The following is a 24,297-nucleotide window of genomic DNA, read 5'->3' on the forward strand; positions in this document are numbered from 1 at the left end:
TTCTTTGTTATTATTATTGTAAAAATGTAAGTATTTGTATTTAAATAAGACTTCTCTATTTCTTTATTCTATATATTTACTAGACTTTTCAAAATAGGCACTATGACTAAAGAAAGAGAACAAATTATAGCTAAGATTGAAAAACAGAAAAAGAATCCTAATCTAAAGCTAAAACTTAAGGAGAGAACAGAGTATTTCACTAATCTTCTTTTTTACACCTTATTCGATTCTGACACAGAAGTAGAAAAAAACATTGCTATACTTGAACAAACTTTTGAAGAGTTGGTAGATCTTGCCTGTTGGGAAACTGAAAGACCTTGTTGTAAAATATGGCAATCATATTTAGAAAAACTCCCTGAGATATTGCAAAAACTTAATAAGGATGCAGATTCTTTTATAAAAAGTGATCCTGCAGCTAATTCTATTGAAGAAGTTTATCTCGCGTACCCTGGATTTTATGCTATTGCGATCTATAGATTAAGCCATGAGCTATTAAAATTTGGATTGCCTCTTATTCCTAGACTTATGACAGAGTATTCTCATAGATTAACTGGTACAGACATTAATCCTGGAGCAGAAATTGGAGAATCATTTTTTATTGATCACGCTACAGGAATTGTTATTGGAGAAACTGCAATTATAAAGAATAATGTAAAAATATATCAAGGTGTAACGTTAGGTGGCTTATACGTGGATAGAAAGCTTCGCAATGTAAAAAGACATCCTACGGTAGAAGATAATGTTACCATTTATGCGAATGCAACGATACTTGGTGGCACTACTGTTATTGGAGCAAACAGTACTATTGGTGGTAATGCTTGGATAACTTCTTCTGTACCAGAAAATTCGATTATATCAAACACATCAGAAATCAAGATAAAAAAAGTAATTTAATGTCCCATAGCATTTTAGATCTCATCGGAAATACACCTTTAGTAAAAGCTACTTCCCTAATTAATAACCCAAACATAACATTATACTTAAAACTAGAAGGGCATAATCCTGGAGGAAGTGTAAAAGATCGTGCAGCTTATAACATGATAAAGTCTGCTTTAGATCGAGGAGATATTGATAAAAACACAAAATTAATAGAAGCGACGAGCGGAAATACTGGGATAGCACTAGCAATGATTGCAGGTATTTTTGATTTAGATATTGAACTTGTGATGCCAGAAAATTCTACCAAAGAACGTGTTCAAACCATGAGAGCATATGGTGCAAAAGTGACCTTAACATCAGCAGATGTTGGTATCGAAGGAGCACGTGATTATGCAGAAGCAAAGGTAAACAACGACGGATACGTTATGTTAAATCAGTTTGCCAATGATGACAACTGGAAAGCTCATTATAAAACTACTGGTCCCGAAATTTGGAAAGATACCGATGGAAAGATTACACATTTTGTTTCTTCTATGGGAACTACGGGTACCATTATGGGGACATCCACATATCTAAAAGAACAATCTCAAGAAGTTAAGATTGTAGGTGTACAACCCACAGATGAATCAAGAATTCCTGGAATAAGAAAATGGCCTAAAGAATATTTACCAAAAATATTTAATCCTTCGAAAGTGGATCAAGTTATAGAAGTTAGTCAAGAAGAAGCTACAGATATGGCTAAGAGATTAGCAAAAGAAGAAGGCGTGTTTTCTGGTATGAGCAGCGGTGGATCTGTTACCGCGGCTTTAAAATTAGCAGAAACTATAGATAGCGGAGTTCTTGTTGCAATCATCTGTGATCGCGGTGATCGTTATTTAAGCTCTGATTTATTTTTATAATATACTCAATACATTTTATTTCAAAACATTAGTTACGCTTCTTTTGATAAATAGAAATTTCATTAATTTTATGATTCACAACAATATACATAAAAATGAAATTAGGTGCATTTTCAATAAGTCTAAATGTTAAGAATATCCATATCTCAAAAGAGTTTTATGAAAACTTAGGGTTTGAAGTATTTGCAGGAGACATAAAAAACAATTATTTAATAATGAAAAATGAGAAAACTCTTATCGGGCTTTTTCAAGGAATGTTTGAAAATAATATTATTACTTTCAATCCAGGATGGGGTCAAAAAGCTAATAAACTTGAAAATTTTGAAGACATAAGAGAAATTCAAAAGCACCTCAAAAACAAAAACATACAATTACAAAAAGAGGCGGACGAGAACACAAGTGGACCAGCAAGTATTGTATTAACAGATCCTGATGGAAATACTATCCTAATTGACCAACATGTCTAAGATATCAAAAAAGCAATCAAGCTTTATTATGTCTATTCATTGGGCTTTTTAAATAGAAAAATCAATCACTATAAATATTTTGATAAGCTCTACCAGTATCATTTATTTTTTGAAAGCTTTTTTCCTTTCTTTGCATTTATGCCAGATCAAAAACAAATTTTAAGCACGCTAAAAGAATATTTTGGGTATGATAGCTTCAGACCATTACAAGAAGACATTGTTAATTCTATATTTAATGGTCATGATAATATTGTAATCATGCCTACTGGTGGTGGAAAATCTATCTGCTATCAACTTCCTGCTTTACTTCTTTCTGGTATTACATTAGTTATTTCTCCATTGATTGCTCTTATGAAAGATCAGGTAGATGGACTAAAGTCTAATGGAATCGAAGCTGCATTTGTAAATAGTAGTCAAAACGAAAATGAACAACAAGAAATTTATCAAAAAATCCTTAATCAGGAAATTAAACTACTTTATGTAGCTCCGGAGAGTTTGAATTTCTTAGATTCGTTATTATCACAAATAGAAATAGGTTTAATCGCAATCGACGAAGCTCATTGCATCTCCTCCTGGGGTCATGATTTTAGACCAGCATATACACAATTAGGATATCTAAAAAGTCGATTCCCTAACACACCTTTGATTGCACTAACTGCTACAGCGGATAAAGCAACTAGGCAAGATATTTGTCAACAACTTAATATTAAAAATGCCAAACAATTCTTAGCTTCTTTTGATCGTAAAAATTTAAGTCTCGAAGTTCGCCCGGGAAATAAAAGAATTGAGCAGATACTTAATTTTCTAGAAGACAAGCCTAACGATTCTGGTATTATCTACTGCTTAAGTAGAAAGACTACAGAAATGTTAGCAGAAAAACTACAGAATCAAGGGTTTATTGCAGAGGCATATCATGCTGGTATTCCACACGAAAAAAGAGCCAATGTACAAGAAGGTTTTATAAATGATAATATTCAAATTGTATGTGCTACCATTGCATTTGGAATGGGAATTGACAAGTCCAATGTACGCTGGGTTATTCATTATAATTTACCCAAAAACATTGAAGGATATTATCAAGAAATTGGTCGTGCAGGAAGAGATGGACTACCATCTGCTACACTACTCTTTCATAGTTATGCAGATGTTGTTCAATTACAAAAATTTGCAACTACCTCCGGGAATCAAGAAGTCCAAATGGCAAAATTAGATAGAATGAAGCAATATGCAGATTCTCTAAGTTGCAGAAGGAAAATATTACTTAGTTATTTTGGAGAATTAATAGAAGAGGATTGCGGTAATTGTGATGTATGTAATAATCCTCCTAGTTTTATTGATGGCACTATAATTGCTCAGAAAGCTTTATCTACCGTTGCTAGAATTAAAGAAGAAGAACCCATAGGAACTATAATCGATGTATTAAGAGGTGCCCAGAATGCATTAGTACTAGATAAAGGATATCAGCAACTTAAAACTTACGGTATCGCGAATGATATTTCTTGGCGAGATTGGCAACAATATATCATTCAATTAATAAATCAAGGATATTTAGAAATTGCTTTTCACTTAAACAACAAATTAAAACTTACTGAACTTTCAAAAAAAGTTCTTTTTGAAAATGAAAAAGTACGTCTTGCAAATCTTATCGAATTAGAAAAAATTAAAGAAAAGAATGTTGAGCAAACCAAGAAAGTTTCATCTAATACATTATTTGATAAATTACGTGAATTACGTTTAAGTCTTGCTAAAGAAGCTGGTATTCCTGCATATCAAATATTTAATGATGCAACCTTAAAAGAAATGGAAAAAGTAAGACCGATGAGTGATGATGAGTTTATGCGAATAAATGGAGTTGGGAAAATGAAAATGCAAAACTATGGATATCAATTCATTAAAACGATCATTGACTTTTCTACAGAAAAAACAAAGAAGAAGAAAAAATCAAATAAGAATAAAGGCAACTCTCATAAAGAAACCTTTAATTTATATAAACAAGGGTTGTCCATAGAAGAAATCGCTCAAGAAAGAAAACTAGCACAATCAACTATTTTTTCTCATATCATGAAGCTGTATAATGATGGAGAAGACATTGATTTAAAGCAATTTATTAGTAACGCTGATATTAAATCTGTAAAAGAAGCCAAAGAAACATTGGATAATCCGGACGGGTTAAAACCATATTTTGAGCATTTTGAACAAGCAATGGATTATAACTCTATCAAACTGGCACTAGCTATTCTGGAAAACGACTAATTTTTTGAAATAGGAATCACTTGATAAAAAGGCCCTTGATCACAGCCATCTGCAAGCTGATCTAAACCTGTTTCTACCAAAAGAACATTATGTCTAATCGAAAAAGAAACATTGATTATTTCTTGATTTAGTAAACAGTTTTCATTCATATCGATACCCCCATTACAACAAAAACCATGAGAGTTTATTCTGGGTAAGATAAATTTCTTACTAACGTATATGTTATCAGATATATTAACCATAATATACAACTCATCTTTATCTTCTCCATACATTACTTTAAATTTGTCAATCATTTTCATTGTATAATAATGATTACTTTTAAGAAGATGCTTTATGTTTTTATAAATAGATTTTTGCTTAGAAATGGTGAATTGAACGGACTCTTCAGTTGGAGAAATAATAATTTCACTTAAGATCTTTCCACTACTCGTTTCTATCTTTTGTAATGAATTTCCCAAATAAATACAACACGAATATTGATTATACACAGCTAAATAATGAGAACCATCTTCGGAAATCGCAGGAAAATTATCCAAAATTAGATTATTTTCTTCATAGTCAACTATAGGTTGACGAGGTTCCTGAGCAAATAAAGATTTACTTACTACAAGCAAAAATAGAAATAATATATCCTTCATTAAACTCTTATAAATTGATAAAAAAAACTTAACAAATCTAGTAAGACTATATACTCAATAAAACACTGTTAACCGTGAAATTATAACGCATCTTTTAAAATTTTAGATACAATTGTTTTAGAATCCGCTATAATAGTTCCTAATATCCCTCCTAATTTATAATTATCAAAACCCACAAAAAACAATCCCTTATGCTTACCATCGGCGACAACTTGTTTAGGAATATTGTATTGATCTAATAGCCCATCAGTGTTATCTATAAAATCGCTTACTTTAGCTCTATACCCTGTTGCTAATAGAACAACATCAAAATCTAATTTAGTCTCATTTATTAATTGTACCCCATTTGCGTAAAATGACGCAACATCTCCAATTACTTTGATTTTATTAGATTTAATCTGTTTAACGGTACCTAGATCTATAACAGGTGTCTTTCCTGTTTGTTTTAAATGATCAATTGGATCTTTTTTAGAAGATAAAATTCCATATTTAGAAAGATCTCCAATAACAATCTTGCGTACTTGTTTTCCAATCCATCTTCCTAAACCAAAAGGCAATCTCTCTAATTTCTTTGCAGTGAGCTGCACGGAACGACCATTAATATCTCTTGGCACAATAAGAAGAGGACTCCTGACAGAAATACTAACATCAATATTATGTTCACTTAAATCTAGCGCCAATTCTGCACCAGTATTACCCATACCAATGATTAACACCTTCTTTCCTACAAAAGGGATTGCATTTTTATAATCTCTACTATGAATAATATCACCATCAAATTTTTCTTGATCCAGCCAAACAGGTAAAAAAGGAACTCTATTTATTCCCGTAGCAACAATGACATTTTTTGTTTGATAACTTTGTTTATCCGTTATTACGCGCCAAAACCCATCTTCTTTCTGTACGGATTGTACTTCTATATTAAACTGAGGTTTTATATTGAAATGTTCTGCATAATTCTCATAGTATGCCACTAACCTAGCCCTAGGAACGTATCTAGGATACTCATCAGGGAACTCTAAATAAGGTAAACACGAAAGTTCTTTTACTGTATGCAATAAAAGTCTATCGTAGTGATGATGCCAACTATAAGCAATTTTATCTGTTTTTTCTATTATTTCGAAAGGAACATTTTGTTTAACAAAACGACCCGCAACTGCTAATCCAGCTGGCCCGGCGCCAATAATCAAGTTTTCAATTACTCTTACATTCATAATCAATTAAGAAATTGAGCTACCGTATCTATTTAGGATATTCTTTTTATTGTTAGTAGTAACAAAAGGGTCATTTATTGCTTTTTTAGCTAAAGTTTCATGCGAATTTTGATCATAAAACAACTTATACATATCCTTGATTGATACGCCATCTGTATGTATTTCATGTGGAATAAGTATATCATCAGTTTGTACTACCCCTGGAGTTAAAACTCTAAGATACACTCCAGGTATTAATGCTTCAATAAACTGTTTTAAAACTGTTTGAGTCCCGAAACGTACACCCAATTTATAGCAAGGTTGTCTAGGTTGTGAAACCTGCACCAACGCTTCTCCCAACACATAAACACTTCCAATATTAATTAATCGTTCATCAAGTCCAAGAACTGTTAGGTTTTCGCCAAACATTCCATAATCCCAATCTAGATTAGGATATTTCTCTTTCCAATATGGATAATGTTCAGCTGCATATAAATAACAGGCTTTATCTACACCTCCATGAACACGCCGATCTACAACGTGATCACCTTTTACATCTTCTTTATCTAGATAAATAGGTTCATCAACTGGATACTTATAAATACCCGTTTTAACTTCTTTTCCTCTCCAAGAAATCGTTTTGGTTTCTCCAATATTAGTGGATACTACTTTCATTTAGTTATTCTTTTAGCTTTACAGTATTTAAAATCAACCCGGAACCAGGAACAATATGCTCTAAAGTAATTTCTTCTTCCATAGGATTCAATGTTTTCTTAATAAAATTTATATCCACTTTACCTTTGCCTAAATCTAATAACACCCCCATCATTAATCTTATTTGGTTTCTTTTAAAACCCTCTCCTTTTACTCTAAACAAATAACTCGAATCCGGAAAAAAATTTGCTGTATATAAATCATTTTTTACAATTTCACATTGTATTATTTCTCCGTGTAAAATCGTATTTGCATTAGGTCTATGACAATAAGATCTAAAATTATGTCTCCCTTCAAATAGTTTTGCTGCTTCCATCATACTATCAATATCCAAATCTCCTATAACATTATACATAAAAGGAGCACTAAACGGATGAAATTTTTTCCCATAGGAAAACAAGTATATATATTCTTTAATTTTTGGATGCTGTATAATATTAAAGTACTCATCTGTTTCCTGTATACTTATACCTCTGATATCTTGCGGTAGATTTTGATTAAATAACTCAAAAAAATCCTTTAGCACCAACGGATTATGATCCACAAATAATTCTACATAAGCTTCATTTGCAGATACCTTTGCATCCGTTCGTCCAGCCGCTAATACTTTAAAATCTTTTGTTTCTAGGACATAATTAATGGTTCGTTCAACCATTCTTTGTAGTGTATTAACATTAGGCTGCTTTTGCCACCCATGATATCTAAAACCTAAATATTGTAGTTTAATAAGGTAATAGTATCGTTTTCTAAACATATTGATAATTATTTAAAAGTATTCGAATATAGATAAATTATGTATTTCATCGATAATAAGATGTTTTTTAATGAGTAAATAGTATAAAATCAACTTTAGAAATTATTATATTTGAGTAAATCTAATTAATAATTTAAAAAATCAACTCAGTTATGGTTAAAGCAAAATATCAAGACGTTTTGGATTTAGGACAAGAATTAAATATCCAAAATGGTGATGTATCCGAAGAAAATGGGGTTCTTAAAGTAAAAGGAACGGCTAATACTCAATATGAGAAAAATCAACTTTGGGATAAAATAAAAGAAATCGGTGGAGAAGCTCCATCTGATATTGTAGCTGACATTGACGTAGCAGATGGTTCTGTATATCATAGACATACTGTAAAAAGTGGTGAATCATTAAGTAAAATTGCAAAGCATTACTACAAAGATCCTATGAAGTACAAAGAAATTTTTGCTGCAAACACACATATTCTAAAGAATCCCGATGTAATTCACCCGGATCAAGAATTAATTATTCCAAATCTATAGATTAGATAGACCTTATAACACATATATTAAAAAGACCGCTTTACAGCGGTCTTTTTTTTGTTCTACTCTCACGGTGAAGTATTCCATTAACGATAAGTAATTATGACTTATTTAACAATTTAACAATATCAATACAGTTAATTCTCCCATAAAAAAGGTTTGTAAATTGAATATTTGACATTGAAACATATAATATATTATCAATTTTAGTATAATTATTAACCAAAGTATATTTTTATGTTAACTATTTCACAAAAATTATGAAAATATATCTACATTTGACTCCACTAACTCAATTTATTATTAATTATGAAAACACGATTATCTTTAATCATGGGCTTATTCATGATAAGTCTCAGTTTTGCCCAAAATCCTTGGACAAAAACAAACACAAACCTTAAAAGTTCAAACGTTATTTCAACTAAAAAGAACTTACCAACGAACACTCTTTTTACATTAGATGTAAATAGTATTCAGAAAATGCTTGCTAATTCTCCATTAAGAGGAAAATCTACTGGATCATCTACTATCATTCCATTACCAAATGCAGACGGAAATATGGAATCCTATAGAGTATTTGAAGCTCCAGTATTTAGTGATGAACTTGCTGCTAAATATCCTGGAATTAAATCATATGCTGGACAAAGTATTGAGGACCCTACTACAAGAGTAAGATTTAGCATGTCTCCTTTAGGATTGCAAAGTATGCGCTTAAGTAATGGGCCTACAGTATTTATAGAGCCTATTTCTACAGATGGTACTACGTATACAATTTATACTAGAGACCAAAAATCTGATACAGTTAAGAAATTTGAATGTTTAGTGGATGGAGACACTCCTAACTTAAGTAACTCTACTTCATCAAATATGAAAAATGCTGACGATAGCACTTTAAGAACTTACCGTTTAGCTGTTTCAACAAATGGTGAGTATACAGAATTCCATGGAGGAACTAAAGCTGGTGCTTTAGCAGCTATCAATACAACTATGACCCGTGTAAATGGTATTTTTGAAAGCGATTTTGCGGTTACCATGGTTCTTATAGGAAATACTGATGATGTTATTTATACCAATGCTAATACAGATCCTTATACCGGTAGTTTTAATAGTCAACTTCAATCAACGTTAACAAATGTTATTGGTGAAGCAAATTATGACATCGGGCATTTATTTGCAAAAGCAGGTGATAATGGTAATGCTGGTTGTATTGGTTGTGTTTGTGTGAACGGAAGTAAAGGAAGTGCTTTTACTTCTAGAAGTACTCCGATAGGTGATGCTTTTGATGTGGATTATGTAGCTCATGAAATCGGACATCAATTTGGAGCTAACCATACATTTTCAATCAGAAATGAAGGTACCAATGCTCATTTTGAACCAGGAAGTGGAACTACTATTATGGGATATGCAGGTATAACTGGTGCTACAGATGTTCAACAGAATAGTGATCCTTATTTTCACTTTTATTCTATTGAACAGGTAACTAACTATGTAAAATCTACAAGTTGTCAAACAAATACTAATACCGGTAATGCTATCCCAACTGCTGATGCTGGATCTAATTATACTATCCCCAGCGGAACTCCTTTTGTTTTAGAAGGTCAAGGCTCTGATGCTAATTCTGGAGATGTACTTACATATTGCTGGGAACAAAGAGATGAAAACAACGCTTCGTCTACATATCCAAGTGTTACTGGAACATCTGGTGTTGCATTTAGATCTTTTAACCCATCTACATCAAATAAAAGGTATTTTCCTAGATTAGAAACTATAAAAACAGGAGCTACTTCTTGGCAATGGGAAGCTGTTCCTAATGTTACTAGAACGCTTAATTTCAGGTTAACCGTAAGAGACAATAAAGCTGGTGGTGCTGGAAACAATAGTGATGATATGAGCGTTAATGTTACTGCTAGTGCAGGGCCGTTTGTAATAAATACACCTAATACCAATGTTAGTTGGTCGGCAAATGCAACTGAAACAGTAACTTGGGATGTAGCTGGAACTACTGGAAATGGAATTAATGCCGCCAATGTAGATATTTTATTATCTACAGATGGAGGAGACACATATTCTATAGCATTAGCAACTGGAGTACCAAATGATGGTTCTCATGATATTACAGTTCCTAATGTTCAGGGTACTCAAAATAGAATTATGGTTAAAGGTTCTGGAAATATTTTCTTTGATATTTCTAACACAGACTTTGAAATTTCTGGTGTAGTTACTCCAGACACACAAGCACCTTCTACTCCATCTAGTTTAACAGCTACTAACACAACTAGTAGTACTACTGATCTTTCCTGGAATGCTTCTACAGATAATGTTGCGGTAACTGGTTATGATGTTTATAGAGGTAATACTATAATTGCTACTGTTGCAAATACATCATATACGGTTTCTGGATTATCCTCAGAAACAGCATATTCTTTTAGAGTTAAAGCTAAAGATGCAGCAGGAAATGAATCAAGTTTTAGTAACACAGTAAATATTACTACTGATGCTGGAACTCCAAATACAGGTTGTACCGGAGAAATTTCTTCATTCCCATATAGTGAAGGTTTTGAAAATGGATTAGGAAATTGGTCGCAAGCTACTGCTGATGATATTAACTGGACTAGAGATTCTAATGGTACACCGTCACGAAATACAGGACCGTCTAGTGCTACGGAAGGATCTTTTTATATGTATATTGAAGCATCTGGAAATGGAAATGGCTATCCAAACAAAAGAGCTATATTAAATTCTCCTTGTTTTGATCTAACCGGAACTACTCAAGCAACATTCACTTTTCAATATCATATGTATGGTAACAGCATGGGAACATTAACTCTAGAAGGAAGTAATGATAATGGTATCACTTGGACATCTTTATGGTCTGAATCGGGTAATCAAGGAAATTCTTGGCAAAATGCAAGTGTAAATTTAGCATCATTAACCGGTTCTGGAGTTCAACTTAGATTTAACGGTATTACTAGTTCCTCTTGGGCTGGAGATATGACAGTTGATGACATTAATTTAACTACAGGTACCGTAACACCTCCTTCTTGTACTGATGTAACATTATCTATAACATTAGATAACTATCCTGAAGAAACAAGCTGGCAAATTATCAATAGTAACAATCAAGTGGTAGCTTCTGGAGGAACATACGGTTCACAGCCTGATGGTTCTACAATTTCTATTACTGAATGTCTAGATGCTGGATCATATACATTTACAATTAATGATTCTTATGGTGATGGGATTTGCTGTTCTTACGGTAATGGATCGTATACTCTATCCGCAGGAAGTACTACTTTAGCTTCTGGTGGATCTTTTGGAGGATCCGAATCTACTACTTTCTCAGTTGGAGGAACAGCAAGAGGTCCAGAAATAGAAAGTTTTACAACTACTGAAGGATTACAGATTGGTGCTTACCCAAATCCTGTTAGCTCAAATAGTTATTTAAATGTTATTGCACCTAATTTAAAAATCAGTTATATACTTTATGATCTACAAGGAAGAAGTGTATCCAATGGATTAATAAATAATAAATCAATAAGCCTACAAGGAGTTCAATCTGGATCTTATATTCTTTCCCTAAATATCGAAGGGAAGTTATCTAATCACGCAATTATTGTGAAATAAGAAAACATAATTTTTTTTAATATTCTCAAAACCATCAAAACAATTTGTTTTGATGGTTTTTTTAAAACCTAGCGTACTATCAATAAAAGATAAACACACTTAAAAAATTAATTGTTTCTCTTTGTCGGAAAATACTTTCCTAAAATAAAAAATTGTGTAACTTTGAGGTTTTACCGTAAATATACCCCGCCAAAACTATCAATAATTATGAAATCGATTTTATTTTCATTTTTTCTAGTAATTGCTATATCTGGTTATGGGCAAGTTCTATCTAAAACCAATATAATTTACGAGTCTAAAAAGACTGTAGTAATGAATAATGGGAAAGAATATCAAATAGTAAAAGAAACTCCCTTATATGCAGTTTCTGATACTACAATTCCTTTAAGGTATAAATTCCGAGATAATATTCTAATTCTAAATAGAGTGCTTTTAGTAAAAGAAGATAATAAATCAAAGGAATTGATAGAATGGACTAAAGGAAAAATGCTATTCTACGAACTAAGGGAAGTTAAAGCTTACTAATAACTACTTTTTTATTTATAGTTTCATAGAAAAGGATATTATTTTTTCCCTTTAGCAATTGCTTTTTTAGCAATAGTAAGGATTTGATCAAACTGTTCAACAAGTGTAAGATTTGAGTTATCAATTTCTATTGCATCTTCAGCTTTACGCAATGGAGAATCTTTTCTTGTACTATCAATATGATCTCTATTAACTACATTTTTCAAAACATCCTCATAAGTAACATCTTCTCCTCTTTCTACAAGCTCTTTATATCTTCTTTCTGCCCTATCTTTAGCAGTAGCAGTCATAAATAACTTTAATTCTGCATTAGGGAAAACGACAGTGCCAATATCTCTTCCATCCATTACAATACCTCTATTTTTTCCCATTAGTTGTTGTTGCTCAACTAATTTTCTTCGAACAGAAGATATTGCAGCTACAGGACTCACTTGTCTAGAAACCTTAAGTGTTCTAATTTCTTTTTCGACATTAACATCATTCAAAAATACTTCAGCTAAACCAGTAATAGTACTAACTTCGAACCTGATATTAATCAAATGAAGATTTTGAGTCAAGGCATCTTTATCAAAAGTATTTTCATCAATATAACCTTGATTCATAGCGTACAATGTAACAGCGCGATACATCGCACCCGTATCAACATATATATATCCTAATTCCCTTGCTAATTGTCTAGCAACTGTACTTTTACCAGTTGAAGAATACCCATCTATTGCTATTATTATTTTGTGATTCACTATTGAAGATTTACATTAACACCAAAAGTACTGGACGAAGCCGCCGAATTATAACGGGCGTATGAATAGGCAAACCTAAACTTCCCTAATTTTAAAGAAAAACCACCACTTAGTCCTGCAAAAGATCTCTGATCTTCTATTCTCAATTCTTCTGATCTTCTAAAATTATATCCTAAACGAATATTGAAACCACTTTCAGGAAAAAACTCTAACCCTACTACAACGTGGCGTAACGCATTATTTACAAAACTAGGATCATCAGCCTCTACATTTCCCTCGAGATCCGTAATATCTCTAGCTGGATTTCTAAAAGCAACATCCCAAACCTGAAGATTTTCTAATGTAAAATTCCATCTAATAGGTACATTTTTTAGAGTTTGAGCAATTCCCATATCTACAGATAAAGGTAAGTCCTCTCTAGTATTGTCATATGTAGTAAATTGGGTTCCAAGATTACGAACCGCAAAACCAAAATCAAACTTTGATTCTGGATTATGATAAATCAAACCTAAATCCAGCGCACCTCCTAAAGAAGTGTATTCTTCTAATTTGGAAGAGATAAATTTACCACTCGCACCAACATGAAAATTTGAATTAGGAATTGTATATCCGTATCCAACTGAAATTGCTACTTCTCCAGCCCCAAAATCACCAGTTTCATTTCCAAACTCATCAAATCCATCAAACTTACCATAATTGATATAAGTAATTCCAGCGTGAAATACTCTTTGTTTTTCTCCGAATGCTTTTGCGTATGATACTGATCCGTAATTAACATCAGCAATATAATTCACATAATTTATAGATAATTGATTATCCATTTCGATATTAATTGTAGCTGGATTAAGCATTGCCGAAGTAGGGTCCATATTATAACCAGTAACATACTTACCACCAAGCGCAGCCTGTTTTGGCGAAGAAACCAAATTCAAGAATTGATAAGTATACCTACCTCCTATCTGTGAATAGGTTAATGTGGTAAAAAAAATGATTACCAAAAATATATATCTACGCATCATTAGCAGCAAAAATAAAAGAAACTATCTGGAAAACGATAGTTAGCAACAAAAATTTTATAAGACATCAAATAAAACGGATAAGACCATCAAAAATGAGCCAAATATTAACTTTATAAGTACAGGTATATACATAGTACATCATATATTAAATTATTTGATTAATAGTACAGGTCAAAACATAATAAACACATCTGATTGAATATCAGTACCCTACAGTACATCTAACAATATAATATGTATATCAGAGTTATAATAAATTAGCAACCCAAATGTATAATATCATTTTAGCGAATGATTTATTTATATAATGCTAATCGATACTAACTTAACACACAAACATGGGCTTTTTTGATTTCTTAACCAATAAGATAGCCGTAGATCTTGGTACAACTAACACATTAATAACTCATAAAGGCAAAATAGCAATAGATGCGCCATCAGTAATAGCAGTAAATAAAATTACCGGAAAAATAATCGCTGTTGGAAAAGAAGCGAGTTCAATGCGAGGCAAAATTCATAAAAATATAAAAACCTGTTATCCTTTAAGAAATGGAGTTATTGCCAATTTCGATCTATCAGAAAAAATGCTTAAAATTCTGATAAAGAAATTATCAGACATAAGTAGTGCTATTTTTATCAAATCATATAATATGATTATCGCAATACCTTGTGGGATTACCAAAGTAGAAATGCGAGCAGTAAAAGAATCTGCAAGACGATTAAATGCAAAAAAAATATATCTAATTTCGGAACCTATGGCAGCGGCTATAGGAGCTGGTATTGATGTACTACAACCAAAAGGTCATATGGTAATTGATATTGGAGGTGGTACCACAGAAATAGCTGTTATAACTCTAGGAGGAATAATTGCCGGTAAATCTGTGAAAATTGCTGGTAATGTATTTAACAATGATATTATACAGTACATAAGAGAGAAACACAACTTGCATATTGGTGAAAATACTGCAGAAAGTATAAAAATTAATATCGGATCTGCTGTAGATACTTTAGAAGTACCTCCTAAAAATACACCAATACAAGGAAGAGATATCTTAACAGGTAAACCTAAGCAAGCGTACATAACATATAAAGAAATATCCAAAAGCCTTGACAAATCAATAACACAGATAGAAAATCACATACTAGATACTTTATCCAATATACCTCCAGAAATATCTGCTGATATCTATAACACAGGTATATTTTTAACAGGCGGTGGTTCTTTGCTTCGTGGTTTAGATAAAAGATTTTCTGTAACTACGGAACTCCCAGTATACAAAGGAGATAATCCATTAGAAGTAGTTGTAAAAGGAAGTGATATTGTATTAAAAAATCTAGAACGATATACTAATGTATTAATTAGGAATATATAAATAGATTACTTTGTAAAATGATAATTATTTAACAAAGTAAAACATATTTATAAAATTAAATATGTATATTTGACAAGTGGATAAGGAACAAGTACTAGAAATAAATAAAGCATTAGCTAATTTAACGAGATTAGAAATTTTGAATTGGTTAAAAGATCCTGAATCTAATTTTCCTCCCCATTCAGAACTCGGTCATTTTGATTTTGGCGTATGTGGTCAATTTATTAAAGAAAAATCAGGTTTATCACAACCTACTATTTCTCACTACTTGGCTATTATGAATAAAGCAGGTTTATTAACTCCAACTAGACATGGGAAATGGACTTATTTCAAAAGAAATGAAAAAATTATACAACAATACATTGATGAAATAAAAGATAATTTATAAAAAATTTAGAATAACATATTTACAAAATTAAATATATAATTATGAAGATATTAATAATAGGATATACAGGAACAATAGGTAAAAAAATCTACGAATCCCTACAAGAACATCATGAAGTATATGGAGCACATAGAAACAGTGACTCCTATCCTATCGACATTACCAATCAAGAATCGATCAGACAACTGTTCGAAAAATTACCTAAACTAGATGCAGTTATAAATGCAGCCGGTACAGCATCCTGGAAACCTCTTTTTGAACTTAAAGAAGAAGATTATTATCTAGGAATAAAAAGTAAGCTGATGGGACAAGTTAACTTAGTACACATAGCAAAAGATTATATAAATGATCACGGATCAATTACCCTAACTACTGGTATTTTAGCGGAACATTATGAACCTAATGCAGTAGCATTATCCTTAGTAAATGGTGCTATTCATAGTTTTGTTAATGCGGCTTCAAAAGAATTAAACAGAGGTATTCGCTTAAACACAGTTGCACCAGGGGCTATCTCAGGTGATTTTCCTAAAGAAAAGAAATTTGCAGGCTATTTTCCTGTAGAAATTGAAGATGTCGTAAAAATTTATGAATACTCTTTGACCACAACTAATAGTGGACAAATTCTAAAAATATATTAAACATAAAACTATTAAATCAGTATAACAAGCTCACCACAAACCATTAAAAACTACTATTCATGAAAATTCCAATATATCAGATTGATGCTTTTACCCAAAAACTATTCGGAGGAAATCCAGCGGCCATTTGTCATTTACCTCATTGGTTAGATGATAAAAATTTATTAAACATAGCCATTGAAAATAATTTAGCAGAAACCGGTTACTTCGTAAAAAAGGATGACATCTATGAAATTAGATGGTTTATGCCCTATGCAGAAATTGATTTATGCGGACATGCAACTTTAGCAGCAGCTTATGTAATCTTTAATTATGTAGACGCCTCGGCAAGCGAAGTTATATTTTCTTCTAAAAGTGGTATTCTAAAAGCTAAAAAAGAAAAGAATAACACCATTACTTTAGATTTCCCTTCTAGACTACCAAAACCAATAGAAATTCCCAAAGAAGTATATAAAGCCTTTACATCGAAACCAATAGAAGCATATGCAGGTAGAGATCTAATTATTACCGTTGATTCAGAAGAAGATATTATAAACGAAGAACCCACATTAGAAATACTAAAAGGACTTCCTTATTTATGTACCGTTATTACAGCCAAAGGAAATGATTCTGATTTTGTATCTAGAGTATTTGATGCTAATCCAGATATACCATTGGAAGACCCTGTAACTGGATCTGCACATGCTGCTTTAGTCCCTCTTTGGGCTGAAAAACTTGGTAAAACTAAGTTAATAGCTAAACAATTATCCAAAAGAGGTGGTGAATTAGACTGTAGACTAGAGAAAGATAGAGTCTTTTTAAGCGGTTACGCTGTACCCTATTTAACTGGAGAAATAGAAATATAAATTGATTCTTCTTAAACAAAACATATCAATTAAAAATAAATATTCTTGAAGCGTGAAAGAATTTAGAAACAGACAATGGATCTATACTAAAAGGCCAGAAAAACTAGTCGATAAAAGTCATTATACATTGTACAAAAACACTGTAGCAATGTCGGATTTGGAATCAGGAAAAGCCTTACTAAAGTCTGTATATTTTAGCATAGATCCATATATGCGGATCCAACAATCTAAACATAATACCTGGGAAGAGCCATATCCATTAAATACTGTTCAAGGCGGAGCGGTTGTTGCTCAAATAGTGGCCATTAATGATAATAGTTCCTCTTTAAAAAAGGGAGATTGGGTATTATCGTATACTGGTTGGCAGGAATATGCTATTACCGAAATTAGTAGTCTTCGTTTATTAGATCCTATTGAAGTTTCTGTTACAACAGCTTTAGGTGTTTTAGGTATGCCTGCTCGTATTGCTTATTTTGGTCTTCTTGAAGCTGGTTTACCAAAGAAAGGCGAAACTATTGTTGTCTCTGGTGCTTCTGGAGCGGTCGGACAAATTGTAGTACAAATTGCAAAAATAAAAGGTTGTAAAGTTATCGGTATTGCCGGATCTGATGAAAAAACAAAATTTCTCAAAAAAACGATTGGCGTAGACGAAGTAATAAATTACAAAGATCATCCCTCTGCAAAAAAAATATATAAAAAATTACTGGAAGTATCCCCAGAAGGAATAGATATATATTATGATAATGTTGGAGGATATATCACCGATGCTGTTTTTGAACATATTAACATCAATGCTCGAATAGTTATTTGTGGACAAATCTCCCAATACTCAGGTGGACTAGATACACCAGAAATGGGACCGAGATTTTTACATAAAATATTATACAAAAGAGCAACTATTACGGGAGTGCTCGCGAGAGATTATAATAATAGAATGGAAGAATTACTCCTAGAAATGACACCTTGGGTACAAAATGGTTTAATGCAATATCAGGAAACTATTATACAAGGGTTTGAAAAATTACCTGAAGCATTAAATATGTTATTTTTTGGTAAAAACAAGGGAAAACTTATAGTAAAAATCTAAGTACTATTATAAAAACATTTGATTGATTTTGGATCTTAATTTCCTTCCATAATCCTCCTGTAACCAATCTCTATAATTTTTTGTGCTTTTACTAATACAGTAGGAATATCTTCTTACGCGATATTCAATATCATGTTCTAACAATTTACTAAGAATTCTAGCATCAAATACATCTTCGCTATTTTCTGCACACATCTTAGCATGTTGTTCTATTGATTTTTCTAAAACACTCTTACTACGTAGACCATATTTTTTCGTATTTGCATATTCAGCTTCAATATCAAAATCTATGTCTACAGAATTATTGAATTCTTTTCTTATTTCTTCTGGCATAACGTACTTAAAATTACGCTCAATTTCATCATCACTAACAAGACTATCATAGTAGAAATCAGGTGACCTAAATATTGTTTGCCAATCAATCTCTCCATTCCACAAGCCAAAACGAGCAGTATTATTACCCATATCAATGATAGAGAATTCTGGTTTTTTAGGCAATATTCTAGAGCCTCTACCTATCATTTGAAAATATAATGTTAATGACTTAGTAGCACGATTTAAAATAATAGTTTTTACAGTAGGTTCATCAAAACCAGTAGTCAATATACTAACTGAAGTCAGAATTGCATCATCCGTATGTTTAAACCATTTAAGAATATCAGCTCTTTCTTGCCGACTATTAGTATTATCTAAATGCCGTATTGGATATCCTGCTCTATTAAAAACGTCATATACATGAATGGATGTATTAATTCCATTATTAAAAATCAGTGTTTTTTGCCCCTTTGCTCTTTCCTCATAAGCCTTTAGTAATTTATCCTGCATCAAGGCATTTGTATACAAGTCTTCTGAAGATTTGACGGTATAATCACCATTCATACCAATTTTCAAAGAACCAAGACCAACATCATAGGTATAGGTTACTGGCTTAGCCAAAAAACCTTTTCCTATAAGAGAACTAATGGTATCCCCTACTATTAACTCCCTATAATTATCTTTCATTGGGAGTTTCATATTAGAACTTAAAGGAGTTGCAGTAACACCTAGGATAAAACAAGTATCAAAAAAGCGAAATAATTTTCTAAATGAATTATAATGTGCCTCATCAATGATGACCATGCCCACATTATCAATCTCTAATTGGTCATCATTAAGACGATTATTTAGTGTTTCTACCATTGCTACGAAACACATATACTCATGCTGATCTTCTAATTTTTTTACATTACTATTAATGATTTTATTCTTTACATTAAATTCTGTAAGCATGTTAGATGTCTGATCACACAGTTCTATACGATGTGTAAGTACTACTACTTTTTTCTTAGTAGTTTCAATATATCTTCGAACAATTTCAGAAAATATTACCGTTTTACCTCCACCGGTTGGTAATTGATATAGTAAATTATAATTTCCAGAAAATTCCTGCAAACGCCCAAAAATCTTATCGATATCTCTGGCCTGATAATCATATAGAACTTTTTGTTCTTTTTTTTCTATTTCAGAGGGATTTACCCGCATTTGCTCTCGATTAAAAATAAGCTACAAAATTAAACACTTTCTATACTTATATAAAAGATTTTATAAAATATATTTTGTTTTGTCTTACAATAGTTTCAAAAGTGTTAATTATTCATAATATTCCTTATCACTTGCGTTGTTCTTTATAATTTTAAAATATAATCCATAACTATTTCATGGCTAAGATTGACAAAGACCTAATACCAGTTCAAGCATTACTTATTCCTAAACCTATTCTGTATACTGGAAAGGTGTTAAACTGGATTTCTCCTTTTTTAGCATCGAGGTTTGCTGCTCGGTTATTTCTAACTCCCTTTAAATACAAAAGACCTAAAAGAGAGGAAACGATGGCTGTTCAAAGCCTTAAAGAGAATGTGTCAATAAAAAAAATAAACAGAGAAGTTATAATTTATAATTATGGAGTATCCAACAAAAAGGTTTTATTAGTTCATGGGTGGTCTGGTAGTGGAACTCAACTTTCTATGATAGCTGATCAACTATTAAATATCGGATACAGCACAGTAAGTTTTGATGCTCCTGCACATGGCCAATCTCCTGGAAAAAGAAGTAACATGATTCACTTCATTGAAACCATCTATCAATTAGAAAAAACACATGGACCATTTCATGCAGCTGTTGGCCATTCTTTAGGAGGGATGTCATTATTAAGAGCAACTAAATTTGGATTAGGATTACAAAAACTAGTTATTATTGGAACAGCGAATAGTATAACCAAAATCACTAAGGATTTTGCTAAAAATTTGCAATTAGGAGATAAAACTGGTAAATTAATGAAACAATATTTTGATCAGCATTATGGTGAAGACCTGGATAACTACTCTGGAGGAATTTCTGCGGAAGGTATAGAAACACCAACACTAGTAATTCATGATAAAAACGATGTAGACGTTCATTATAGTTCGGCAATTGAAATTGAAAGTAAACTTAAAAATGGGAAAATAATATTAACTGAAAAATTAGGTCATCGGAAAATTCTTGGAGACAAATCAATAATAAAGAAAATTGCGGCATTTATTTCAGAATCATAAATCTTTTGTTATTGATGTACCTTATAAACGACTATATAGATACAAGAACTTTAATTTGAATAAAATGAAAAAAATCATCATACTATGTATCAGTATTTTAACTATAAGTTGCTCAGGTACTGCTCAAAAAGATAGTAAAAAAGAAAAGAAAGAATATGCTGTAAATAAAACTAATAAAGAATGGAAGGAAATCTTAACTAACGATCAATATTATATTCTTAGACAAGCTGGGACAGAAAGACCTTTCTCTAGTCCTTTAAATAAGATATATGCCGCTGGAACATTTTATTGTGCAGCGTGTAAAACTCCTTTATATGAGAGTAAACATAAATTTGATAGTGGGACAGGTTGGCCTAGTTTTGATAGAGCTGTAAAAGGAAATGTAGATGTAGATACAGATTATAAACTTGGATATGCTAGAACCGAACTATTATGTTCGACCTGTGGTGGACATTTAGGACATGTTTTTAGTGATGGACCAAGAGAAACTACCGGAAAAAGGCATTGTATTAATGGAGACGCTTTAGTCTTTGAACCAAAAAAAAGATAAATAAATGAGTAAATATCCTTTTCATAAAACAGAAGAAGAATGGAAAAAAGATCTCACAGAAGAGCAATATAGGGTACTTAGACAAAAAGGTACCGAACGTCCTTTTACTGGAGAATACAATATTCATTCAGAAAATGGAACATATAAATGTATGGCTTGCCATACTCCTTTATTTATAAGTACATCAAAATTTGATTCTGGATGTGGATGGCCTAGTTTTGATCAATCTATAGAGGGAAATGTAGAATATATAAAAGACACATCACATGGAATGATTAGAACAGAAATTTTATGCGCAAACTGTGGGAGTCACTTAGGTCATATTTTTAATGATGGCCCAACTGAAACTGGTCAACGATATTGTGTAAATTCAGTAAGTATCGATTTCAATAAATCATAAAGACTATCAATTTTATACTTTGGAACACTTATTGATAGTTAGTTCTCATATCAGAAACAACAAATAATTACACATTATGAAAAAGATTTTTGCACTTTTATTTTTATCAACACTTGTATTCACTTCTTGCGTAAATGATGATGACGTAGATTTCGATACCATTGGAACAACTTTTGAATTTACTACAAATTTTAATCAAGCTAACGATTTCGGGCATCGTTTCTTTTTTAATGAAAACATTTTTGATTCAGATGTTGTACTAGTGTATAGACTAGAAGCTGTAGACAATAATTTAGATGTTTGGGAACCTTTACCTACAGCTACTATATTCTTAGATGATGGTAATGGCGGTGACATTACTGTTTTATATCGATTTAATTTCACTTCTGGTGATGTAGATGTATTATTGGAGAGTAATGCTCCAGAATTGGTGCCAGCTGATTTAACGAATAATCAAACATTTAGAGTTGTTGTTGTACCTGCATCTTTTGCAGAAAATACAGACATTGATTTATCAAATCTAGAAGAAGTACAATCAGCATTGAACCTAGAATTTTAAGTAATTAAGAAATAAATATTATTCCTTATTATTCCAAAAAGATAAGGAAAATGAAAAAAAATTAACACTATCATTATGATAGTGTTTTTTTATGAATTTTATTAAGGTATAATTGTGAAAACCGAATCTGCAAAACCCTTTTTGATTAAACGAATTATCCGTAAATTCGTGTCTTCAAAAAATTCACATTTATGAGCGCATATGATATTATCGTATTAGGAAGTGGACCTGGTGGTTATGTTACTGCTATTAGAGCTTCTCAATTAGGGTTTAAAACTGCTATTATTGAAAAAGAGAGCCTTGGAGGTGTATGTTTAAATTGGGGATGTATCCCTACAAAAGCATTATTAAAAAGTGCACAGGTATTTGATTACCTAAAACATGCTTCTGATTATGGCTTAACAGTTGAAAAATTCGATAAAGATTTTGATGCAGTAGTAAAAAGAAGTCGTGGCGTTGCTGATGGAATGAGTAAAGGTGTTCAATTTCTAATGAAAAAGAACAAAATTGATGTTATTGAAGGTTTTGGTAAATTAAAAGCTAACAATAAAGTAACCGTTACTGATAAAGATGGAAATGCTTCTGATTATGAAGGAAAACATATTATAGTAGCAACAGGTGCAAGATCAAGAGAATTACCTAATTTACCACAAGACGGTAAAAAAGTAATTGGATATAGAGAAGCTATGACTTTAGCATCTCAGCCTAAGAAAATGATCGTAGTTGGTTCTGGAGCCATTGGTGTAGAATTTGCTCATTTTTATAACGCAATGGGAACAGAAGTTACCATTGTAGAATATTTACCAAATCTGGTACCATTAGAAGATGAAGAAGTATCAAAACAATTTGGAAGAAGCTTTAAGAAAGCTGGTATTAAAGTAATGACAAATTCTTCTGTAGAAAGTGTTGACACAAGTGGTGACGGAGTAAAAGCTACTGTAAAAACTAAAAAAGGAGAAGAAATTCTTGAAGCTGATATCGTATTATCTGCTGTTGGTATCAAAACGAATATAGAGAATATTGGTTTAGAAGAACTAGGAGTTGCTACCGATAGAGATAAAATTGTAGTAAATGACTGGTATCAAACAAATATCCCTGGTATTTATGCAATTGGTGATGTTGTTCCCGGTCCTGCTCTAGCTCACGTAGCTTCTGCAGAAGGTATTACTTGTGTAGAAAAAATAGCAGGAATGCATGTAGAAGCAATTGATTATGGTAACATCCCTGGATGTACTTATGCTTCTCCAGAAATCGCTAGTGTTGGGATGACTGAAAATCAAGCAAAAGAAGCTGGGTACGAAATCAAAGTTGGTAAATTTCCTTTCTCTGCATCTGGTAAAGCAAGTGCTGCTGGAACAAAGGATGGTTTTGTAAAAGTGATTTTTGATGCTAAATACGGTGAGTGGTTAGGATGTCATATGATTGGTGCCGGAGTTACTGATATGATCGCAGAAGCTGTATTAGGTAGAAAACTAGAAACTACTGGACACGAAGTCCTAAAAGCAATACATCCACATCCAACGATGAGTGAAGCTGTTATGGAAGCAGTTGCTGACGCTTATGACGAAGTGATACATTTATAGTAATAGATAAACTATTAAATTAAAAAGCCTTATGAATATATATATTCATAAGGCTTTTTAATTATT

24 protein-coding genes are annotated in these 24,297 nt (G+C 31.9%); 17 read left to right on the forward strand and 7 right to left on the reverse strand.

Annotation, left to right across the window (positions count from 1 at the left end; all coding sequences use genetic code 11):
• The first annotated feature begins 102 nt into the window (after positions 1–102).
• The 4 genes from epsC to recQ all read left to right on the forward strand — a co-directional run bounded on the left by epsC (position 103) and on the right by recQ (position 4,498).
• Positions 103–894 (forward strand): serine O-acetyltransferase EpsC, encoded by a 792-nt coding sequence (gene epsC / locus D1815_RS06005; RefSeq protein WP_108804366.1) that lies wholly within the window; start codon positions 103–105, stop codon positions 892–894.
• The gene (cysM, locus tag D1815_RS06010; RefSeq protein ID WP_118386314.1) at positions 894–1,778 is read left to right on the forward strand and encodes a cysteine synthase CysM; all 885 of its coding nucleotides are present in this window, start codon (positions 894–896) and stop codon (positions 1,776–1,778) included. Before epsC ends, cysM begins: the two co-directional genes overlap by 1 nt.
• Before the next feature lie 95 nt (positions 1,779–1,873).
• Positions 1,874–2,245 (forward strand): VOC family protein, encoded by a 372-nt coding sequence (locus tag D1815_RS06015; protein WP_118386315.1) that lies wholly within the window; start codon positions 1,874–1,876, stop codon positions 2,243–2,245.
• A gap of 138 nt (positions 2,246–2,383) precedes the next feature.
• Entirely contained in the window at positions 2,384–4,498 is a 2,115-nt protein-coding gene (gene recQ, locus D1815_RS06020) for a DNA helicase RecQ (protein WP_118389897.1), read from the forward strand.
• Here recQ and D1815_RS06025 read toward each other — a convergent pair.
• The 4 genes from D1815_RS06025 to D1815_RS06040 form a co-directional block, all read right to left on the reverse strand.
• Positions 4,495–5,139: a hypothetical protein gene (locus D1815_RS06025; protein ID WP_118386316.1), complete on the reverse strand. Its 645-nt coding sequence runs from the start codon at positions 5,137–5,139 to the stop codon at positions 4,495–4,497. The two genes, recQ and D1815_RS06025, sit on opposite strands and share 4 nt — an antisense overlap.
• A gap of 80 nt (positions 5,140–5,219) precedes the next feature.
• Positions 5,220–6,353, reverse strand: a complete 1,134-nt coding sequence (locus tag D1815_RS06030) for an NAD(P)/FAD-dependent oxidoreductase (RefSeq protein WP_027391324.1) — start codon at positions 6,351–6,353, stop codon at positions 5,220–5,222.
• Between the two features lie 6 nt (positions 6,354–6,359).
• The gene (locus D1815_RS06035) at positions 6,360–7,007 is read right to left on the reverse strand and encodes an MOSC domain-containing protein (protein ID WP_118386317.1); all 648 of its coding nucleotides are present in this window, start codon (positions 7,005–7,007) and stop codon (positions 6,360–6,362) included.
• A gap of 4 nt (positions 7,008–7,011) precedes the next feature.
• Positions 7,012–7,800: a tRNA pseudouridine(38-40) synthase TruA gene (locus D1815_RS06040; RefSeq protein ID WP_118386318.1), complete on the reverse strand. Its 789-nt coding sequence runs from the start codon at positions 7,798–7,800 to the stop codon at positions 7,012–7,014.
• A gap of 152 nt (positions 7,801–7,952) precedes the next feature.
• Between D1815_RS06040 and D1815_RS06045 the strand changes: the two genes are divergently transcribed.
• From D1815_RS06045 to D1815_RS06055, 3 genes are all read left to right on the forward strand, one after another.
• Positions 7,953–8,330, forward strand: coding sequence for a LysM peptidoglycan-binding domain-containing protein (locus D1815_RS06045; protein WP_027391321.1), 378 nt, complete (start codon positions 7,953–7,955; stop codon positions 8,328–8,330).
• A 309-nt stretch (positions 8,331–8,639) separates the two neighbouring features.
• Complete coding sequence (locus D1815_RS06050; protein ID WP_118386319.1) at positions 8,640–11,954, forward strand: reprolysin-like metallopeptidase; 3,315 nt, start codon at positions 8,640–8,642, stop codon at positions 11,952–11,954.
• Positions 11,955–12,161: 207 nt separating this feature from the next.
• The gene (locus tag D1815_RS06055) at positions 12,162–12,479 is read left to right on the forward strand and encodes a hypothetical protein (RefSeq protein WP_027391319.1); all 318 of its coding nucleotides are present in this window, start codon (positions 12,162–12,164) and stop codon (positions 12,477–12,479) included.
• Positions 12,480–12,517: 38 nt separating this feature from the next.
• Here D1815_RS06055 and cmk read toward each other — a convergent pair whose 3' ends face one another.
• Both cmk and porQ read right to left on the reverse strand, forming a co-directional pair.
• Positions 12,518–13,219 (reverse strand): (d)CMP kinase, encoded by a 702-nt coding sequence (gene cmk / locus D1815_RS06060; protein WP_118386320.1) that lies wholly within the window; start codon positions 13,217–13,219, stop codon positions 12,518–12,520.
• Positions 13,219–14,235: a type IX secretion system protein PorQ gene (gene porQ / locus D1815_RS06065; protein WP_027391317.1), complete on the reverse strand. Its 1,017-nt coding sequence runs from the start codon at positions 14,233–14,235 to the stop codon at positions 13,219–13,221. Before porQ ends, cmk begins: the two co-directional genes overlap by 1 nt.
• Positions 14,236–14,576: 341 nt before the next feature.
• Here porQ and D1815_RS06070 point away from each other — a divergent pair, with 341 nt between their 5' ends.
• The 5 genes from D1815_RS06070 to D1815_RS06090 all read left to right on the forward strand — a co-directional run bounded on the left by D1815_RS06070 (position 14,577) and on the right by D1815_RS06090 (position 18,569).
• Positions 14,577–15,611 (forward strand): rod shape-determining protein, encoded by a 1,035-nt coding sequence (locus D1815_RS06070; RefSeq protein WP_118386321.1) that lies wholly within the window; start codon positions 14,577–14,579, stop codon positions 15,609–15,611.
• 76 nt (positions 15,612–15,687) lie between these two features.
• The gene (locus D1815_RS06075; RefSeq protein ID WP_027391315.1) at positions 15,688–15,999 is read left to right on the forward strand and encodes a helix-turn-helix transcriptional regulator; all 312 of its coding nucleotides are present in this window, start codon (positions 15,688–15,690) and stop codon (positions 15,997–15,999) included.
• A gap of 41 nt (positions 16,000–16,040) precedes the next feature.
• Positions 16,041–16,637: a short chain dehydrogenase gene (locus D1815_RS06080; RefSeq protein WP_027391314.1), complete on the forward strand. Its 597-nt coding sequence runs from the start codon at positions 16,041–16,043 to the stop codon at positions 16,635–16,637.
• A gap of 59 nt (positions 16,638–16,696) precedes the next feature.
• Positions 16,697–17,482, forward strand: a complete 786-nt coding sequence (locus D1815_RS06085; protein ID WP_118386322.1) for a PhzF family phenazine biosynthesis protein — start codon at positions 16,697–16,699, stop codon at positions 17,480–17,482.
• 52 nt (positions 17,483–17,534) lie between these two features.
• Positions 17,535–18,569, forward strand: coding sequence for an NADP-dependent oxidoreductase (locus D1815_RS06090; RefSeq protein WP_199726742.1), 1,035 nt, complete (start codon positions 17,535–17,537; stop codon positions 18,567–18,569).
• A gap of 6 nt (positions 18,570–18,575) precedes the next feature.
• Here the strand turns inward: D1815_RS06090 and D1815_RS06095 are convergent, their stop codons facing one another.
• Positions 18,576–20,090, reverse strand: a complete 1,515-nt coding sequence (locus D1815_RS06095; RefSeq protein ID WP_027391311.1) for a DEAD/DEAH box helicase — start codon at positions 20,088–20,090, stop codon at positions 18,576–18,578.
• A gap of 176 nt (positions 20,091–20,266) precedes the next feature.
• On the opposite strand from D1815_RS06095, the gene D1815_RS06100 reads away from it, so the two are divergent.
• The 5 genes from D1815_RS06100 (at position 20,267) to lpdA (ending at position 24,231) form a co-directional block, all read left to right on the forward strand.
• A complete protein-coding gene (locus D1815_RS06100; RefSeq protein ID WP_118386323.1) occupies positions 20,267–21,139 on the forward strand; it encodes an alpha/beta fold hydrolase in 873 nt (290 codons plus the stop codon).
• 64 nt (positions 21,140–21,203) lie between these two features.
• The gene (msrB, locus tag D1815_RS06105; protein WP_027391309.1) at positions 21,204–21,689 is read left to right on the forward strand and encodes a peptide-methionine (R)-S-oxide reductase MsrB; all 486 of its coding nucleotides are present in this window, start codon (positions 21,204–21,206) and stop codon (positions 21,687–21,689) included.
• 4 nt (positions 21,690–21,693) lie between these two features.
• On the forward strand, positions 21,694–22,089 hold the full coding sequence (msrB, locus tag D1815_RS06110; protein WP_118386324.1) for a peptide-methionine (R)-S-oxide reductase MsrB: 396 nt from the start codon (positions 21,694–21,696) through the stop codon (positions 22,087–22,089).
• A 76-nt stretch (positions 22,090–22,165) separates the two neighbouring features.
• Complete coding sequence (locus D1815_RS06115; RefSeq protein WP_118386325.1) at positions 22,166–22,648, forward strand: hypothetical protein; 483 nt, start codon at positions 22,166–22,168, stop codon at positions 22,646–22,648.
• A gap of 191 nt (positions 22,649–22,839) precedes the next feature.
• Positions 22,840–24,231, forward strand: a complete 1,392-nt coding sequence (lpdA, locus tag D1815_RS06120) for a dihydrolipoyl dehydrogenase (RefSeq protein WP_027391307.1) — start codon at positions 22,840–22,842, stop codon at positions 24,229–24,231.
• Positions 24,232–24,297 lie beyond the last annotated feature (66 nt).

The sequence above is a fragment of the Aquimarina sp. AD1 genome (genome assembly GCF_003443695.1).
GTDB classification, from domain to species: Bacteria; Bacteroidota; Bacteroidia; order Flavobacteriales; family Flavobacteriaceae; genus Aquimarina; species Aquimarina latercula.